The following is a 17,440-nucleotide window of genomic DNA, read 5'->3' on the forward strand; positions in this document are numbered from 1 at the left end:
CGGGCAGGTATTCAACAGACCGCACCAAAAAGACGGTTCCGCTTGACGGCGGATCCGTCTTTTTGGTGCGCTCATCCGTATAAAGGCATCCGTCGCAGCCGTTCACTTACGAAGCAGCCGCAGCCCGTTCCAAGGGAAAAACCGGATGCTTACCCAGCAAGCGCTTCTCCCCCGGGTCCGCCTGTCCTGTCCCCGCTGTGCTGCCGGACGGCAGTTACAATCACAATCAGAATCAGAACAGCAGCGTCCAGCCCTCGCGAACCTGCCCTTCGGTATAAGAGACCCCATGCGCTTTCAGCCCCTTGGGATCGAGCAGCGTCAGGATATCGCCCTTGTTGCGCAGGAATTCCTGGCCTCCCGCGGCCCGGCCCAGGCGGACCGTCAGGAACTCGCCCGGGGCGATCGTGCCTTCGAGCGCATGCTTCTGCTTGCTGCGGTTCGCCAGCGACCAGCCGGCGAGCGCGACGGGCTCCGTCGATGCGTTGAGCAGCGTGACGCTCTCCTGTCCGCTGCCGGCTGCATCGGCAGGACGGACGACCGCGCCTGCGATATACAGCGGGCCGTGCGGTTCCGACGGCTTGCCGCCCGGACGGTCCGGCTTGCCGGGCAGCGGGGAGGAGCCGCCGCCGATCCGGTGGCCGGTGGTGTCGTCCGTATGCCAGGCCTGCGACTGGAAGGCAAGGAAGAGTCCGATCCACCGGTTCTCGGAAGGGAAATGGATCAGCAGGGCACCATCCTGATACACGCCGTCATCCTGTTTATATTTGGCGTCATTGCCCTGGTTCATATGAATATTATGGACGCCGCGGCCGGGCCGGAAGCCGAAGATTTTGTCGGGCTTGCCGGGTTCGGGCCCCCATTCCTCACCGAAGACATAGAGGACGGCATCCTCCACAGCCAGCGCGCGGCGGATATAGAAGTCGCATTTTTCGTTCAGATCGTTATCCTGCCCGGGTACGTCGAAGGGAAGAGGGACCATATCCTTCGGATCGAAGAGGTTGCTGCGGATAAAATCCAGTGCCGCACCTCCGGGACGCCCTTCGAGCTTCGTGAAGCCGAAGGGAAGCTCCGAGAGCGTGCCGGTGACCGCATGCTCGAAGTGTTCGTTCGCATAATAGAGAAGCTCCGAGGGGCTGAGCTCCGAACGGACGTTGATGGCGAGCCGGAAATCTTCGCCATCTGCTACGGCGTGCACCTGATAATGGGCATTCTCCGGGACTCCCTTGCGGCTGTCCACCGCCCTGCATTTCAATACTCCGTACTGGATCGGCATAGGTTCTCTGCTCCTTTTCGGGTACGTGGTTTGACAAGGTTCTACAACGTTTGCCGCCTCCCCATTGTACAGGAGCGGACGACCGAAGGGTGTCGAAAGCTGCATGCCCCCTGGACCCCACTTGCCGACAAGAGTGGCGACTTTATTCCTAGGCGGGGGTAGGATGGAATAGGGATTGACATTGCGATTGATAACCATTATCATTAGAAATGAGATGATATTGAGAATCATTATCACGATTGGGTGAATGACAACCAGATCCGCACCGTGTGGTTTCTATAGATGAGGGAAGTGGGTAGAGGCGTCATGTCAGCGGAAATGTTCGAGGATTTGGAGAAGCATTGTTTTTTCAAAAGGGAGCCGCAGCCCGGCGAGCTGTTCCGCTTCACCTGGGAAGAATTGACCCGTCCAGAGAAGGCCGCCGAGCTGCTTTCGCTGTACGGACCGGGGATTAAAGCGCAGGAGCCGGATGTGGCCGCCGCTTATTTTGGCTCCTGGCTCGGTGGCCTCTGCACGGCGCTGCAGCACTCGGTTTCTTTTCATAACGCGTCCTTCCGTCTTGAGCCGGACAATGTGACGATTCAAGGGTACCGGAACGGAAGCCATACCGCTTTTGGGTTCCTGTTGGAGGACCGCGAGACGGTCACTGTTCCGGCCGCGAGCCGCGAAGCGTGGCGCGACAGCCTGCTGCAGAGCTTCTACGGCCTGCATCTGCGGCCTCTGGTCGAGTCAGTCGCGTCGGCAGCCGGGGTAGATCCCGGGATGGTCTGGAGCGCGCCGGTAACCCGGATTCATTATGCGTATGACCACTGGCTGGAGAGCGCGAGGGATTCGGAGCACCGGCAGACCGTGGAAGAAGACTTCCGGTATCTGCTGCAGCTTGGCGGTGAGCATTTTGGCCGTAAGCGCAATCCGCTCGACGTGAAGTTCCGCTATGTCGAGAACCCGAAGGACCCGGGCGAGAAGTGGCGCCTGAAGGCATCCTGTTGTCTGGCGTACCGGACGGGGTCGGGGCACGGCTATTGTTATACCTGTCCGCGGCTTACGGCTGCGGAGCGGGAAGAGAAGAAGCGGGCCATGCTGGCGGCCGCAGGATCATAGAACCCGGAAGAACCGGGAACCCATACACTACAAGGTGAAGGAGTGCGAAACATGCCGTCGATACTGGTCGTAGGCGCCGATCATCTGGGCAACATGCCGGATCATCTGGCCGATATCGGATTTGATGAAGTGGTACATATGTCGGGACGCAAATGTCAAATGGTGCGTAAGGGGATCCCCGAGAAGGTCGCTGCCGTGCTGGTATTGACGGATTATGTCAACCATAACCTGACCAAAGTGATCAAGCAGCAGGCCAAGGAGCAGGAAGTGCCGATCTACTATGCGAAGCGCTCCTGGTGCTCCGTGAAGAAGGCGCTTTGCGACTGTGCGGATACCTGCGAGTGGCTCAATAACAAGAGTGCCCACTAGGGCTCGGACTGCCGGCAAAGCTAAGTACATAAGGGAAGACCCTGAACACACCATGAGGTGGGCCAGGGTCTTTTTTGACATTGCAGATAGTGCAGCTCCCAGGACTCGTTCTTGAAAGCCCCCGGAGACAGCGTACGATACTTCAACGTGCCCGTACATCCGAACGGGACCGGCGCATGAAATCATAGAAGCGGGTTCCCTGATAGGTTAACTGTCCCTGGTCCCCCTCGACCAACATGCCGAATTCGGAGCCGGATACCGGCATTTCCACCCGGTCCCCGCTCTCGGAGAGCTCGAAGGTGACATAGTACCAAGTGCTGGCACGGGTATCTCCACTGCCTCCCGATACCTGCGCCCGTTTGATCACCACGGAAGCCTGGCGGGTGAGGCGTTCGGCGGCGTTATTGGCGCTCCAGGCCGATACGCTCCGGGTCAGGGCTCTCAGCAAGCTGAAGAGGATCATGCCGGCTATCGCGAGGAAGATGAACGTGAACCAGGGCGGGGCCGTCTCGAACAAACCGAATGGTGACGGGGACATTCGCATGCCTCCTTCCGAAGGTGTGGTTCTAATCGCAGCTGCAGTTCAGCACGGGCTTCCTGGCCGCCAGGGTTTCGTCAAGCCTGTGGACCGGCGTGGTATAAGGAGCACCTTTCAGGAGGTCCGGATCCCGCTGCGCCTCCTCGGCGATCCGGATCATCGTATCGATGAACGCATCCAGCGTTTCCTTGCTCTCGGTTTCGGTAGGCTCGATCATCAGGCACTCCTCGACGTTCAGCGGAAAATAGATGGTCGGCGGGTGATAGCCGAAGTCGAGCAGCCGCTTCGCCACGTCGAGCGTGCGCACGCCGTATTTCTTCAGCCCGCGTCCCGAGAGGACGAACTCGTGCTTGCAGATCCGGTCGTACGGCACTTCATAATGCGAAGAGAGGCGGCGCAGCATGTAGTTGGCATTGAGCACGGCGCACTCGGACACCCGGCGCAGGCCTTCGGGTCCGTAACTCCGGATATAGGCATAGGCGCGCAGCAGAATGCCGAAGTTGCCATAGAATGCCTTCACCCGCCCGATCGACTGGGGCCGGTCGGCGTCCAGCGTATAGGCGCCGTCCGGCCCGCGGGCGATGACCGGCTTCGGCAGGAAGGGGGCCAGGAGTTTCTTGACGCCGACCGGGCCTGCACCGGGGCCTCCGCCTCCGTGCGGGGTGCTCATCGTTTTGTGAAGATTGAGATGGACGACGTCGAACCCCATATCCCCGGGGCGGGTGATGCCCATGATCGCATTCGAGTTGGCGCCGTCATAATAGAGCAGGCCGCCGGCTTCGTGCACGATATCGGCGATATCGGATATCTGGCTTTCGAAGAGGCCCAGGGTGTTCGGGTTCGTGAGCATGAGGGCGGCGGTGTCGGGTCCGGCTGCGGCCCGCAGCCTCTCGAGATCGACGAGACCGTCCGGACCGGAGGGGAGGGTGATCGTCTCGAATCCCGCCGTCGTGGCGCTGGCCGGATTCGTGCCGTGGGAGGAATCGGGCACGAGCACCTTCGTGCGCTTCTCGCCCCGGGATTCATGATAGGCCCGGATCATCATCAGTCCGGTCCATTCGCCATGGGCGCCGGCCGCCGGCTGCAGCGTCACTTCGTCCATGCCGGTGAGGGCAGCCAGATCCTGCTGCAGGCGGTACAGGACCTCAAGCGCTCCCTGGATCGATTCCTCGGGCTGGTACGGGTGGATCTTGGCGAAGCCATCCAATCGGGCGGCGTCTTCATTGAGCTTCGGGTTGTATTTCATCGTACACGAGCCGAGCGGATAGAAGCCGTTGTCCACGCCGAAGTTGCGCCGGGAGAGCGCCGTGTAATGGCGCACGACGTCCACCTCGTATACCTCCGGCAGCGCAGGCGGCTTCTCGCGCAGAAGCTCCTGCGGAATCAGCTCGTGGAGGCTGCGCTCCGGTACGTCGCAGGGAGGCAGCGAATAAGCGGTACGGCCCGCGCGGCTGAGCTCAAAGATCAGCGGCTGCAGCTCCGGCAGCGCATCGGGGCGCCTACGCTCCTCCGCCTGTGGGTCCCTCTCCTGTTTCGTATCCATCTCTCCCGGTGCCGGCCTTTCCGTGCCTTTGGCAGTCTCCATTACACATACGCCTCCAATCGCTTCGCGAAGGCTTCGATCTCTTCGCGTGTCCTTCGTTCCGTCACTGCGAGCAGCAGGTGCTCCCGGAGCTCGGGATAGGCGCCGCCGAGGTCATAGCCACCCAGGTAGCCGTCCTGGAGCAGCCGGCGCCGCAGGGCGGGAAGATCGGTGCCCGGGGGCAGCTTCAGCGTGAATTCGTTGAAGAAGGGGGAGGTGTAGGCCAAGCGGACGCCGGGCACCCGGCTCAGCACCTCCGCGGCATAGTGGGCCTTCTGCAGATTGAGCCGCGCGGCTTCCCCGATTCCCGCCCTGCCCATGAGGGACAGATACACGGAGGCGCCCAGCGCGAGGAGGGCCTGGTTCGAGCAGATATTGGAGGTCGCCTTCTCCCGCCGGATATGCTGCTCGCGCGTCTGGAGCGTGAGCACGAAGCCGCGCCGTCCTTCGCGGTCCGACGTCTGCCCGACAATACGGCCGGGCATCCGGCGCATGAGCGCCGCCGTGACGGCGAAGAAGCCGCAGGTAGGGCCGCCCAGCGAGGCGGAGAGGCCGAGGGGCTGCGCATCGCCGACCACGATGTCGGCGCCGAGCTTTCCGGGCGCTTCGAGCAGGCCGAGCGACATCGGATTGACGCTTACCGCGAGCAGGCCGCCGTGGGCGTGGGCCAGGGGCTCAATCTCCCGCAGGTTCTCGATGCAGCCGAAGAAATTCGGCGACTGCACGAGCACGGCGGCCGTCTCGGCCGTCACCGCGGCGCGGAGGGCGTCCGGATCGGTGACACCGTCCGTGCAGGGCACCTCTACGACCTCGAGGCCGAGCCCGCGGGCCGTCGTGCGGAGAATCTCCCTGGCTTCGGGGTGTACGCCCTGCGAGACGGCGAGCCGCTTGCGCTGGACGGCCCCGGAGGCCAGGGCGCCGGCTTCGGCGAGCGCCGTAGCCCCATCGTACATGCTCGCGTTGGCGACGGCCATGCCCGTCAGCTCGCAGATGTACGACTGGAACTCGAAGATCGCCTGGAGCTCGCCTTGGGAGATCTCGGCCTGATACGGCGTATAGGCCGTGTAGAATTCAGAGCGGGAGAGCATATGTCCGATCACGACGGGAATATGATGATCGTAGATGCCGGCGCCGAGAAAGGAGATATATCGTTCGCTGTCGGCATTGCGGCCGGCCAAGGATTTGAGGTGCCTTAGCAGCGAAGCTTCATCCAGTGCAGAGGAAACGGCAAGCGGTCCTTGGTAGCGGACACTTGGCGGAATATCGGCGAACAGCTCTTCGATTGACGAAGCCCCAACGGTATGGAGCATCTCCTTCTGGTCTTCGGTGGTCATCGGCAGATAACGGTGAGGGATCGTCATCCTTCTTCCTCCTAGGGCGTTGGCATAGGTGCGGGACTTTTTCGGTAAAAGGGGGTGGGCACGACCCGGGCGCGCAGCAGCTTGCCGCGGATCTCAACTTGCAGCTCCGTCCCGAGCGCGGCATACTCGGCTTCGATCAAGGCCAGCCCGAGGCTACGCTTCAGCGTCGGAGACTGGGTGCCCGTCGTGATTTCGCCGATTGGACGGCCGTCCGCCGCATAGACGGGGTATTGGGACCGGGGGATGCCCCGGTCGATCATTTCGACGCCGGCCAGCTTGCGGCGTACGCCGAGCTCCTTTTGCAGCAGCAGGGCTTCCCGCCCGATGAATTCCTCCTTGGCCAGGCGGACGAAGGGGCCGAGCCCGGCTTCGAGGGGCGAGATCTGAGGACCGAGCTCTTGGCCGTAGAGGGGCAGCCGCGCTTCGAAGCGCAGCGTATCCCTGGCGCCGAGGCCGGCAGGCACGAGGCCTTCCGGTTCCCCGGCCTGCAGCAGCCCCTGCCAGACAGTGGCAGCGTCCCGGGCGCCGATGTAGAGCTCGAAGCCGTCCTCGCCCGTATAGCCGGTGCGCGAGATCAGCGCCCGGATTCCGCCGCAGAGGGAGGCCTCCGCGAGGAAGGTGAAGGGACGCAGCTCGGGCAGGGGGGCGTCCATGGCCCGCGACAGGATGGCCGCAGCCCGCGGGCCCTGCAGGGCAAGCAGCGCGGTCGCCTCCGACCGGTTCTCCAGCTCGACCCCCGGGACCAGGTGCTTGCTCAGCCAAGCGAAGTCCTTCTCGATGCCCGATGCGTTCACGACGAGCATGAACCGGTCCGCGCCGAGGCGGTAGCAGAGCAAGTCGTCCACGGTGCCTCCGTCCGGATAGCAGAGCAGGGTATAGTGGGCTTCGCCGGCCTGCAGGCGGCTGATATCGTTGGTCGTAAGCCGCTGCAGCCACGATGCGGACCCTGGACCGGTCACGAGGAATTCGCCCATATGCGAGACGTCGAAGAGCCCCGCGCGCTGCCTTACGGCTTCGTGCTCGAGGGTGAGGCCGGCGCTGAACTGGACCGGCAGATCCCAGCCTCCGAAGTCGATGCACCGGGCGCCATGAGCGCCATAGAGAGGATACAGGGGGGTGCGTTTGAGCGGGTTCATTCCGTCACCTCCGTTTCATTTGGAAGAAGGAAGCCAGCCTGGGCAGAAGTATAACTCGTCAAGGGGAACATAAGCGGTGATGTTGGGGCGGCCTGGAAGATTAGCCCAGGCGTATATACTTCATTAATACGAGACCTTCGGTCAAATGTCAACCAATTAACTGACTTTTCTAAGTATTTCGTCTATGATCTTGACATGCCAAAAGCGCTTGCCTTACTCTCAAAAGGGAGCTTTAATTCCAATATTGTCTGGAGAAAGCGGGTGTGGCCGATAATGGGCGAGGTGAAGGCAGGACTGCGGTACAGCGAAGATCATGAGTGGGCAGCAGAAGCGGAGAAGGGCACGGTCCGAGTAGGCATTACTGATTTTGCCCAGCGGGAGCTCGGGGATATCGTCTTCGTGGAGCTTCCGCAGGTCGGCGCCGTAGTGGAAGCCGGGGGAAGCCTCGGGACGATCGAATCGGTGAAGACGGTCTCCGAACTGTATGCTCCGGTGGGAGGCAGAGTAGCCAAGGTGAATGAGGCACTGCTCGGCAGCCCCGAGCAGGTGAACGAGGACCCGTACGGGGCCGGCTGGGTCGTCGAACTGGCTGTCGATGAGCCGCTGGAGCAGGCAGGGGCGCATCTGCTCACGGCCGAAGGATATTTATCACACCTCGATTCGCTCGAAGAATGAGGCCCCGCCGGCCGCAGCGCTCTGTACACCAAAAAACCGAACTCTGGGGCAGCCTGTGCCGGGGTTCGGTTTTTTGGTGTGATTTGCACGACCCGGGGACGGGTGGCATGAGAAGGCGTCTGCGTTCTGCGGTGTGCCCTATGTCAGGCGCCTGCCTTCGGTACCCGGCGGCAGATCCGGCCGGCCATTTACTCGTTTTCCGGATGCTCAGCAATATACTGCATCAGCTCTTGAATTTTGAGGACGCATACGAGTTCTTCCCTGTAGGTGACGAAGCCTTGAATATAGGGGCGTTCCTCCGGCAGATCGCCTTCATCCATATTCTTGAGCGGGATGGACGTGAAGTCGTATGCTTCTTCGACCATGAGTCCGTACGTTTTGTCGCCCAGCCCGATCAGGATAATCCGTGTCGTAGGCTTGATCGTCGTATGATTCCCTACCAGATAATAGCGCAGGTCGATAATCGTATGCAGCTTGTTCTCGTACTTCATAACGCCGAGTACATATGTCGGCATTTTGAGGACCGGCGTAATTTTGGTTACGGGCACGATCGATTTGATCTGTTGGGCGGATATGGCATATTTCTCGCTGCCGATACGGCAGATAATGGCTTCCAGCGTTTGAGCTTCCACGGCTCTTGCCTCCTCGAATGGAACTTTCTGTGCGTCTTTCTATTCATTGTACACCAAGGGGAGAGACACTATGTAAGGAGAGGGCAAGTGCCCGGTTCCTTACCCGGTTTTTCAGCGGTTCCGTATCCCTTTGCCGGTCGGCGTGCCTTTTGGGGGCGGTTGCTTGTATAATGGGGAGAACTGCGGTCTCCATCATCACAGCTACGGCTCCTTACGGGAACGGCAGGCTTACGGCCAAGAACACGGGAGGTTCATCTCATGAAAAGATTTTTGCTTGGACTCTGCTGCGGGGCGGCGCTGGCGTCCTCTACGCTGGTTTACGCATCGGATGAAATACGGGCGGCGCTGGCGTCCTCTACGCTGGTTTACGCATCGGATGAAATACGGGCGGCGCTGTTTCCTGTCCAGTTTGAATTCAACGGCGAGAAGCGCGAGACGCCTTCCCGGTTTGCCGTTCTCAATTATAACGGCCACACCTATGTCCCTCTCCGTTACATGGCGGAGAATCTGGGCGCCGGTGCCGCTTACCGGGAAGAAGACAACACGGTCTCCGTTGTTTCCGAGCCGAGCGGGGCGGATGAAGCCGCGAAGCGGATCTGGGCCGCCCGGTACCGTCTGGAGCGCGGCATGACCTCCAAGGAAGTGCGCGAAGCGCTCGGCGAACCTTCGTTCTCCGCGCTGCTCGACAGCTCCCGCCAGCAGTGGCGCTACGATATCGGCGCAAAGTCCGATTACAAGAACAACGGCGGGGTGAGTGCGGATACCGAGGCGCTGCACCGCGGCGATCTGCAGGCGCAGGTTTTCGTTTCTTGGAATGCCTCCGGAGAGGTCGACCGGTACGAACTGTGGAGCGCTGTCTCTACGGAGAACGGCGCCCGCGCGGTTCAAGTCCATATCGTCTATCCCGACGGCTCGTCCAGCACGGCCGCCCACGAATAATTCACGCCTGCTTCAGCCGGCTCCCTCTGCTTGGGGAAGCCGGTTTTTTGCGTGCCTCGGCCGCTGATTCTTGTGCGGCAGGGCGGGAGCGGGCGGCGTATCCCCTTAGCCTCCGGCCGGGGCCCTGGGAGCTCGTCCTTACACGGTGTTATCATTTCGCCTATGTTCAGCAGTCTTGGCGGCTGCCGAACACCCCGGCTTCTCTCCGCAATACGGCGCCTGCAAGACCTGCCGCTTTCTGCCTATTCTTCTTATCGTCACCGGAGAGGACTAGGTTTAGAGCAGAGCGATATTTTGTTCGGATGGACAGGCCTGTTCCGGATTCCAAGAGGTATGCCGACCGAAGGTGTGTACAGTTAATCCAATTTCAGAGGCAAATAGGCGATGCCGCGGAAGAGCAGCGGAGGGTATGGATCGTTCGCCAGGTCGGCGGATTCGCCTTCATAATCGTATCAGGGAAGGAAGACACCCAGGCTGTAAGCTCCAGCCTGCCAAGGATCTCCGTCACGGATTTTGCTGCCTCTTCCTTATCAGGGGGCATTCAGCAGACGGCAGGAGATGAGGGGTGCCGGAGCCGGGATTCAGGCTGTCTTTTATTTGGAAAAAGGTACATACAGATGAAGAGCCTGGGCATCCTATCTCTGTAATAGACCAAACCAAACCATCTTCAGGAGGTTCACATGCACACCCAGCAGAGATTTGCCGCCCACGAGTTTCTCGAAACCCAGGAGGCGGTGCGCACCAAAGCCGCTCATATCGAATTGTACGGCGTACTGTTCTCGATGGCCCAGGATACACATCTCAAGGATATTTTATTCAACCAGCAGAGAAGAATGATCGAAGGCTATAATTTCGGCGTGCAGCTGCTGCAGGGGAGGGGGATCACGATTCCGGCGCCTCCGCATACACCGGAACTCCGGGTATACGAACAACCCCAGACCGGTCTCCAGCAGCCTTCCCTGCCGGCGCCGAATCCTAACGTAACGTCCTTATCCGACGTATCTATCGCAATGATTGCCTTGAATCTGCATAAGACCGGTTCAGCGGTATCGATGCTGTGGGCCAATGAATGCGTCGAGCCCCAAATTCGTCAATACCACGCAACATCGGCCAATATATGCCAGGAAATGGCGTTCGAGATGTTCCAATATATGAACTACAAGGGGTATTATCAGGCTCCGCAGCTCGCTGACCATACCATGCGTACAATGATCGGCGCCGTTCAGCCTGCGCAGCAGCAGCAGCCTTATCAGACCCATTTCAATCACTAACTTGCAAGCTCCCGGTCCGGCATGCGCCATATGGAAGCAAGCACAAAAAAGCGGCGGAGCCAGGCTCCAACCGCTTTTTTGTGCTTCATTCCAAAGGCCTTACACTACGAGCGCACGGCTCACAATCACCAGCAAGATGAAGAGAACCAGAATGGCACCTGTCGAAGTAAAACCGCCGGCATATCCACCCATTGTTCATTCCTCCTTCAATCCTAGTTGCTTCGGAGCTCGAAGCTCCTTCACACCCTATATTCTATGCCTCGCGGGGAGTCCTGGGATGGGTGAACGCCCGGCGAAACGCAAAATGGGCGTCTGCCAGTCCATGGAAAAGGGGTGAGGAAAGTATTAGAAAAACTAACTTCTCCTGCCCCCGGTTCTTAATTCGGTCCTCAACTATTTCTGGCATAATGGCATCAAACGGAAGACTCGGGAGGATGGAATCAATGGCGAAGGTAATGGTAGTGGATGACGCGGCGTTTATGCGCATGATGCTTCGTTCGATGCTGACGGAAGAGGGTCATGAGATTGTGGCGGAAGCGGCCAATGGGCTGGAGGCAGTGCATGCGTATCTGGCGGCCCGTCCGGACCTCGTAACGATGGATATTACGATGCCGGAGCTTGACGGGGTAGGGGCGGTCAAGGAAATCCGGCGTCACGATCCGGCGGCCCGGATTATTATGTGCTCGGCCATGGGACAGAAAGCGATGGTGGTCGACGCCATTTCGGCCGGCGCCAAGGATTTTGTAGTGAAGCCGTTCCAGAAGGACCGGGTCGTTGAATCGGTCAACAAAGTGCTCAGCCTGTAAAAGGGCGGCATCGGCATCTTAGCCGGATGCTGCCGCATGGAATGCAAGAAGCTGTCCGGAGGGTGATCCGGGCAGCTTTTTGCTGTTATAGCGGGGAGGGATAAGAGGCGGCGAATCCTTCAGGATCGTCGCCTTAAGGCCTCCTCCGCGTAGAGCCGGAAGTTTTCTTCATCGTGACACACGAAGATCACACGCTGGAGCGATTCCGGATTTTCCGCATGGCCCCGCACGAATGCGGTTATTTCATCCCAAGCACAAGCCGCCGCGAGGGTTTTGGGGAACCCGTAGATCCCTGTCGCGATATTCGGGAACGCGATCGACCGTACATTATGCTTGCCGGCCAAGGCCAGCACGCTGCGGTAGCAGCTTTTGAGCACTTCGGCTTCACCTTGCGCGCCGCCGTTCCACACAGGTCCCACCGTATGGATGACGTACTCGGCCGGGAGCTTGCCGGCCGTCGTCACTACGGCTTCTCCGGGCGGGCAGCCGCCCTGTATCGAGCGGATGCGGATACAGTCATCGAGGATCGCGCGGCCGCCTGCCCGGTGGATCGCCCCGTCGACTCCGCCGCCTCCAAGCAGGCTGGAATTGGCTGCATTGACGATGGCGTCCGCCTGAACCCGTGTAATGTCACCCCGCATGACCTCAACTGAAACGCTGCCGACGGTTACTGCTGCTGTCATAAGAGTTCAGCCTCCTTTATGGCCCCCATTTTTCTTGGTATCTTTTTACTTACCCACAATGGAACCCACTGCCATTAAGTATATGAAACTCCCTGCCGTTCCACAGGATGCCAAATATGTAAAAAAGGCAGAGGTCCGGGACCCCCTGCCTTTAACTACACTTTATTGCGGCTCAGATACGCCGTATATCCGGATTTCTACAACCTCGGCGCCTCGGCTTCCGTTCGTCCGCTCGGCGACCAGTCGGATGCGTTCGGCGGCAATCGGACGCTCGAGAAGGTGTACCCTCCTCCGTTTGCGGTTGTCTTTCTCGCGGTGAAGCACCTCCCAGGAGCCGCTGCTGAAGGCCTCGATGCGGTAATCGCGCACTAGCTCCGGGATGACCTCGAACGGCGTCCGGTGGTGATGCAGATTGATGAGGTCTTCATTCACGTCGTCATTGAAGACAAGCTGCACTTCGATTACCTGGACAGCCTCCGGCCAGGCCAGTTCGAGTACGGCTTCTCCTGCTGTATCCAACGGCTCCGATACCCAGAGGTGCGGCTGCCCGTATGGACGGAGGTAGCCGTTCACCGCCTGCTCCGGGGTGAAGGCGGCTGTCTCGGGATGAGCCCGGAAGCAGAAGGGCCTGCGGGCCCCGAGCTCCCGCATCGTCCATTCGACGACGGGCTGGTCGCTGCGGTAATTCTCCGGATTCTGGGCGGAGACGGGCGCGGCGCTGCGATGGAAGGCGATCACACCCGTCTGCGGCTCCCCGGCTAAGTATAGTGAGACATGAGGGTTCGCCTTCACGATGACAAAAGCGTTCTGGGCTTCCCCCGGCGACCACTCCAGCGCCACCCGGATCCACTGGCGCTCACCCGCCGCAACCTTCGCGGAGCCCCGGACTTCCAGTGTATGGGGCACGAAGTTCTCCGGCCGGCCGGTACTCCAGACCTCGGCCTCTAGGACCGTGTCCTCCGCTGCGTCGGCCAGCAGCTCGAGCTCCGTCAGCCGGGGCGAGACCGGCAGCAGCAGACCCGCGTCCGTCTTCAGCGGGTACCGCTCCGTCGGCGTCTCCAGAGCAAGGCTCCGCAGGTGGCCGGAGGCGCTGACCGCCGCGCGGTGGGCGAGGTCCGCCCGGTCGTCGCTGCGCAGCCCGATGACCGAAGCGTCCTGCCGCAGCAGCGTCTGCTGCAGCGCGGCGAGGTGCTCCTCGTAGACGCCGCGGGGCGTCGTCCCGTGCTGAACCGCCAGCGCCGCGCCCGTTCCGGCCGCTTCGCCGATCACGGCGCACGTTGCCATGACGCGCGTCGTGCCGAACGCGACGTGCGAAGCGCTGATGTTGCGCCCGGCGAAGAGGAGGTTGCTCACGTTCGCCGAGTACAGGGAGCGGAATGGGATGTGGTAGATTCCATCCGTGTAGAGATGCTTCGATCCGCTCTCCTGGGCGTACATGCCCTGCGGGGGATGCAGGTCGATCGACCAGCCGCCGAAGGCGACACGGTCCTCGAATTCACGCTGGGCCAGGATGTCGTTCTGGTTCAGGACATAATCCCCGACGAACCGGCGGTATTCCCTTTTGCCTGGCAGGGATCCTACCCATTCGAGCGTCATATTCTCCGCTTCGAACTGTCCGGAGTTTTTGATGTAATCCCAGATGCCGTAGATGACCGACCAGAGCTCGTCACGGATCCGCTCGTTCTCGTGGACGGTATCGAGTTCGCCGCCCCATTCGATCCACCAGTAGTGGCAGCCTGAATCTCCGCTGCGGATGACCCGGCGGATCGGGATCGAAGTCTGGGTAATGTCTTTGGCGAAGCTTGGCGGCACATACTTCACAGGCTGGCCCGCATCCTTGCTGTAGAAGAGAATGGTGCTGCCGAGCGTGATCTCATCAGGGATTTCGGGCGCCCATTCCTCATTGTACTCGTGCCTTGCTTCCCGGCCCAGCCGGTACTTCGCACCCGCCAGGAAGCCTACGAGCCCGTCGCCCGTGCAGTCTAGGAACATGGCGCTCTCGAAGCGCAGACGCCGCTCGGAGCCCATCATCCAGCCCGTCACGGAGAGAATCCGGCGGTCCTCCTCGGAGCCCTCCGCTTCCACTTCGTGCACGTCGGTATTCAGGAACAGCCGGATGTTGTTCTCGGCTCTTACCGCTTCGAGCAGGACGAGGTCCCAGAAGTAAGGGTTCCCTTCGGGATTACGGTATTGATTTTCCACGAACAGCTCGCCCATAATGCCGGTTTCCCGGGCATACCTGTGGGTGCCGTGTCCTGTGGCGCCGCATACCCACACCCGTACCTCGCTGCTCGAGTTCCCCCCGAGTACGGGCCGGTTTTGGACCAGGGCTACGGTTCTACCCAGCCGTGCAGCCGCGATGGCCGCATTGATACCGGCGAGTCCGCCGCCGATAACGGCGATATCAGTCTGAACGGTTTCGTGTTTCATGGGATCACCTCGTGATTTTATACGGAATTTCAATCCTGGCTTTCGTACGGGTTGAGCTTCCGGTGGAGTGTGTTTTTGGTATAATTCTTTTTAGCGATGGCTTCATTGTAAAAGAATTCAAAGTCATTGAACATGCACCGAATTGTAAGCTGCATATACAAAATTTCAATATTGAGGAGGTTTCCGTATGCCGGACTGGAGGTGGATGCCTGACGTATTGAACCATGTGTATTGGGAGCGCATCCGGGCTTTTCAGCTGCCGGAGGACACATATAGCGAGTGGGTTGCTTTTGCGGTGAAGCAGGGCAGGTTCTATTACGAGATCAGCGGCGGAGCGCAGGGAGAAGCAGGCTTCGGAGAGGTGGTGTTCTGCCCTCCGGGGCGGCAGTTTCATCGCCGGGTGATAGAGGAACTTTCGTTTCATTTCTTTACGTTTCACTGGAGAGCGGAGGGCAGAGGATTCGAAGAACCGGCCGGCAGGAGGGAGGACATGCCCTTATATCCACTAGGAGGGATTACTGTGTTGGATCACGCCAGACTGTCGTCGAATTACTTCTATATGGAGCAGCTGCCGCAAGCTTCGCCGGATCGCAGAAGGGCTCTTGGGGTACATGCCTTTCGGGATATATGGCACTTGGTCTGTCTGGAGCGCGAATTGGCGTCCGCCTCCGGTAAGGATGCGGAAGTCCATGATCCGCTCATGCGGAGCGCCGCTGTATGGATCCGTCAACATGCGTTTGGTCCTGTCGTCTTTCGGGATGTGGCTGCGCGGCTAGGGTTCACGCCCGTTCAGTTTACGAGGCGTTTCCAGGCGCTGATGGGCCAATCGCCGATGGATTGGATTATCTGACCTCTGTCCGATTGCAGCGCGCCCGGACGCTTCTTCTCGAAACTTCTCTGACGCTCGACGAGATTGCAGACCGCTGCGGGTATGAGAACGGATTTTATCTCAGCCGGATCTTTTCACGCAAAATGCGGGTCCCTCCTTCCGTCTACCGGAAGATTCACCGAGTGTAATGGGAACTTCTTTGGAGTCTAACGAGACGATGCTGCAACCCTTTGACGGATCGAGTCGTCTTGAATTGTACCTTGGGGTGGTGCGAGCCCCATAAGGAGGCCGAGGCTGATGGGAGTTTGGATCGCGATAGTCGTTGGTATTTTGATCACTGCTGCGGTGCGTGGCTCGAGGGACGACCGTCGGGGGCGTCGACGGCGTTCAAGCAACAGGCACTCCGTTTCGCAGGATATGTATTACGGAGGTGGGGACAGCTATACTGGTAATGGTCACGGCAGCAGCGGATCGGACTATTGCTCACCGGGTGACAGCGGGGGCGGCAGTTCGGGAGACGACGGAGGAGGCTGCGGTGGAGGAGGCGGAGACTGATATGGAAGAAAACAAGAAAGAGCGGATTATATGCCAGGCTGAAAAGCTCGTCCGTGAGCAGCTTGGAGGCGACAGCAGCGGGCACGATTGGTGGCACGTCTTCAGAGTAGCGCGTACGGCCAAAAGAATAGCGGCGGTCGAAGGAGCAGATGCTTATCTTTGCGAGCTTGCTGCGCTGCTTCATGATCTGGCCGATGAGAAGCTGGTCGAAGATAAAGAGGCTGGCCAACGCCGCATTGAAGTATGGCTGGAGGAGACAGGGGTGGAGGCGGAGCATACTGCCCATGTCATGGAGATTATCCGGACGGTGTCCTACAGCGGGGGACACGGTGCGCCTATGCGGACACTTGAAGGCCGTATTGTGCAGGACGCCGATCGTTTGGACGCCTTGGGCGCGATTGGCATTGGCCGAACGTTTGCTTACGGAGGATGGAAAGGGCGTCTTATGCATGATCCCGAGCAGGCGCCGCGCGACGCGATGTCCCTAGAAGAGTACCGCGGCAGCGGCGGCACAGCCATTCATCACTTCTATGAAAAGCTGCTGAAACTAAAGGATTTAATGAACACCGATACGGGGAAGGCATTGGCGGTGGAACGTCACCGGTATATGGAGGGCTTTCTGAAGCAGTTCTATAAAGAATGGGAGGGAGACAGTCCATTGCTTCGCTAGCCACCAGCAAGACTCCGATCAGGTATTGGTTAATGGTTCTTCAGAAGGTGCAGGTGGACTGTCTTACCGTCCGAAGAACCTAGCGGACAGGGGAGATGTTTAATCTATATGGTGCAAAGAAAACGGAAGAGGCGAGACTTGCCTTGCAATGATCGGCTTGATATGGTACATTACATATCCCGAAGCGAACGGTGCTTTGGGAGGCGCAAAATAGTCTGGATCAGTATCTGAAGCTTGCGGTATTTACCCTGGCAATGGATAAAAGAAGGACTTGCACAGCGTGTCCAAGTGTGATACATTACAAACCCAGTGCTGATAAGGCCTGGACGAGTGAATGACAGCGAAGTATTTATTTCTGAAGCTTGCGGAATTATCCCAAGAGATGGAGAAAAAACAGACTTGTCAAACAAACTCGAATGTGCTACATTGATTCTCGCCGCTAAGAACCATGGCGAATGAAGTCGAAACGAATTGCCCTTTGAAAACTGAACATCGAGTGAGTGTTAAATATAGAAGCTCAGTAATGAGTTTCTGCCATGCAGTTGCAATTGAGATGCCGGTTACGGCAGCGCAATTGTCAACCGTAATGA

Annotated in this window: 18 protein-coding genes; 9 read left to right on the forward strand and 9 right to left on the reverse strand. The window is 59.5% G+C overall.

Annotated features, from left to right (window positions below; all coding sequences use genetic code 11):
* Positions 1–232 precede the first annotated feature (232 nt).
* A complete protein-coding gene (locus O9H32_RS32815; RefSeq protein WP_319946959.1) occupies positions 233–1,273 on the reverse strand; it encodes a DUF2278 family protein in 1,041 nt (346 codons plus the stop codon).
* A gap of 282 nt (positions 1,274–1,555) precedes the next feature.
* Between O9H32_RS32815 and O9H32_RS28875 the strand changes: the two genes are divergently transcribed.
* Positions 1,556–2,374 carry a (2Fe-2S)-binding protein gene (locus O9H32_RS28875; protein WP_269869567.1) on the forward strand — a complete coding sequence of 273 codons (819 nt, stop codon included), beginning with the start codon at positions 1,556–1,558 and terminating at the stop codon, positions 2,372–2,374.
* Positions 2,375–2,425: 51 nt separating this feature from the next.
* Positions 2,426–2,743: a DUF2325 domain-containing protein gene (locus tag O9H32_RS28880; RefSeq protein ID WP_269869568.1), complete on the forward strand. Its 318-nt coding sequence runs from the start codon at positions 2,426–2,428 to the stop codon at positions 2,741–2,743.
* A 142-nt stretch (positions 2,744–2,885) separates the two neighbouring features.
* Here the strand turns inward: O9H32_RS28880 and O9H32_RS28885 are convergent, their stop codons facing one another.
* Genes O9H32_RS28885 through gcvT form a run of 4 tightly spaced genes read right to left on the reverse strand, consistent with a single transcriptional unit; the run spans position 2,886 to position 7,360 of the window.
* A complete protein-coding gene (locus tag O9H32_RS28885) occupies positions 2,886–3,281 on the reverse strand; it encodes a DUF2500 domain-containing protein (RefSeq protein WP_269869569.1) in 396 nt (131 codons plus the stop codon).
* 28 nt (positions 3,282–3,309) lie between these two features.
* Positions 3,310–4,824 (reverse strand): aminomethyl-transferring glycine dehydrogenase subunit GcvPB, encoded by a 1,515-nt coding sequence (gcvPB, locus tag O9H32_RS28890; RefSeq protein ID WP_269869570.1) that lies wholly within the window; start codon positions 4,822–4,824, stop codon positions 3,310–3,312.
* Between the two features lie 41 nt (positions 4,825–4,865).
* Positions 4,866–6,224: an aminomethyl-transferring glycine dehydrogenase subunit GcvPA gene (gcvPA, locus tag O9H32_RS28895; protein ID WP_269869571.1), complete on the reverse strand. Its 1,359-nt coding sequence runs from the start codon at positions 6,222–6,224 to the stop codon at positions 4,866–4,868.
* Positions 6,225–6,235: 11 nt separating this feature from the next.
* On the reverse strand, positions 6,236–7,360 hold the full coding sequence (gene gcvT / locus O9H32_RS28900; protein ID WP_269869572.1) for a glycine cleavage system aminomethyltransferase GcvT: 1,125 nt from the start codon (positions 7,358–7,360) through the stop codon (positions 6,236–6,238).
* A 273-nt stretch (positions 7,361–7,633) separates the two neighbouring features.
* Between gcvT and gcvH the strand changes: the two genes are divergently transcribed.
* Positions 7,634–8,035 carry a glycine cleavage system protein GcvH gene (gene gcvH / locus O9H32_RS28905; protein ID WP_269869585.1) on the forward strand — a complete coding sequence of 134 codons (402 nt, stop codon included), beginning with the start codon at positions 7,634–7,636 and terminating at the stop codon, positions 8,033–8,035.
* Between the two features lie 188 nt (positions 8,036–8,223).
* On the opposite strand, the gene O9H32_RS28910 is transcribed toward gcvH, so the two are convergent.
* On the reverse strand, positions 8,224–8,667 hold the full coding sequence (locus tag O9H32_RS28910) for a chemotaxis protein CheW (protein WP_269869573.1): 444 nt from the start codon (positions 8,665–8,667) through the stop codon (positions 8,224–8,226).
* A gap of 258 nt (positions 8,668–8,925) precedes the next feature.
* Between O9H32_RS28910 and O9H32_RS28915 the strand changes: the two genes are divergently transcribed.
* Positions 8,926–9,606 (forward strand): stalk domain-containing protein, encoded by a 681-nt coding sequence (locus O9H32_RS28915; protein WP_269869574.1) that lies wholly within the window; start codon positions 8,926–8,928, stop codon positions 9,604–9,606.
* Positions 9,607–10,286: 680 nt separating this feature from the next.
* On the forward strand, positions 10,287–10,877 hold the full coding sequence (locus O9H32_RS28920; RefSeq protein ID WP_269869575.1) for a spore coat protein: 591 nt from the start codon (positions 10,287–10,289) through the stop codon (positions 10,875–10,877).
* 99 nt (positions 10,878–10,976) lie between these two features.
* Here the strand turns inward: O9H32_RS28920 and O9H32_RS28925 are convergent, their stop codons facing one another.
* Positions 10,977–11,069: a YjcZ family sporulation protein gene (locus tag O9H32_RS28925; protein ID WP_269869576.1), complete on the reverse strand. Its 93-nt coding sequence runs from the start codon at positions 11,067–11,069 to the stop codon at positions 10,977–10,979.
* Between the two features lie 251 nt (positions 11,070–11,320).
* On the opposite strand from O9H32_RS28925, the gene O9H32_RS28930 reads away from it, so the two are divergent.
* Positions 11,321–11,683, forward strand: coding sequence for a response regulator (locus tag O9H32_RS28930; protein WP_269869577.1), 363 nt, complete (start codon positions 11,321–11,323; stop codon positions 11,681–11,683).
* Between the two features lie 119 nt (positions 11,684–11,802).
* Here O9H32_RS28930 and O9H32_RS28935 read toward each other — a convergent pair whose 3' ends face one another.
* Positions 11,803–12,366: an O-acetyl-ADP-ribose deacetylase gene (locus tag O9H32_RS28935; RefSeq protein ID WP_269869578.1), complete on the reverse strand. Its 564-nt coding sequence runs from the start codon at positions 12,364–12,366 to the stop codon at positions 11,803–11,805.
* 162 nt (positions 12,367–12,528) lie between these two features.
* Positions 12,529–14,796, reverse strand: a complete 2,268-nt coding sequence (locus O9H32_RS28940) for an FAD-dependent oxidoreductase (protein ID WP_269869579.1) — start codon at positions 14,794–14,796, stop codon at positions 12,529–12,531.
* 187 nt (positions 14,797–14,983) lie between these two features.
* Here O9H32_RS28940 and O9H32_RS28945 point away from each other — a divergent pair, with 187 nt between their 5' ends.
* The 3 genes from O9H32_RS28945 to O9H32_RS28955 all read left to right on the forward strand — a co-directional run bounded on the left by O9H32_RS28945 (position 14,984) and on the right by O9H32_RS28955 (position 16,850).
* Complete coding sequence (locus tag O9H32_RS28945; protein ID WP_269869580.1) at positions 14,984–15,646, forward strand: helix-turn-helix domain-containing protein; 663 nt, start codon at positions 14,984–14,986, stop codon at positions 15,644–15,646.
* The gene (locus O9H32_RS28950) at positions 15,634–15,813 is read left to right on the forward strand and encodes a helix-turn-helix domain-containing protein (protein WP_269869581.1); all 180 of its coding nucleotides are present in this window, start codon (positions 15,634–15,636) and stop codon (positions 15,811–15,813) included. Before O9H32_RS28945 ends, O9H32_RS28950 begins: the two co-directional genes overlap by 13 nt.
* A gap of 368 nt (positions 15,814–16,181) precedes the next feature.
* Entirely contained in the window at positions 16,182–16,850 is a 669-nt protein-coding gene (locus O9H32_RS28955; RefSeq protein ID WP_269869586.1) for an HD domain-containing protein, read from the forward strand.
* Positions 16,851–17,440 lie beyond the last annotated feature (590 nt).

It is taken from the genome of Paenibacillus caseinilyticus, assembly GCF_027533645.1.
GTDB classification, from domain to species: Bacteria; Bacillota; Bacilli; order Paenibacillales; family NBRC-103111; genus Paenibacillus_G; species Paenibacillus_G caseinilyticus.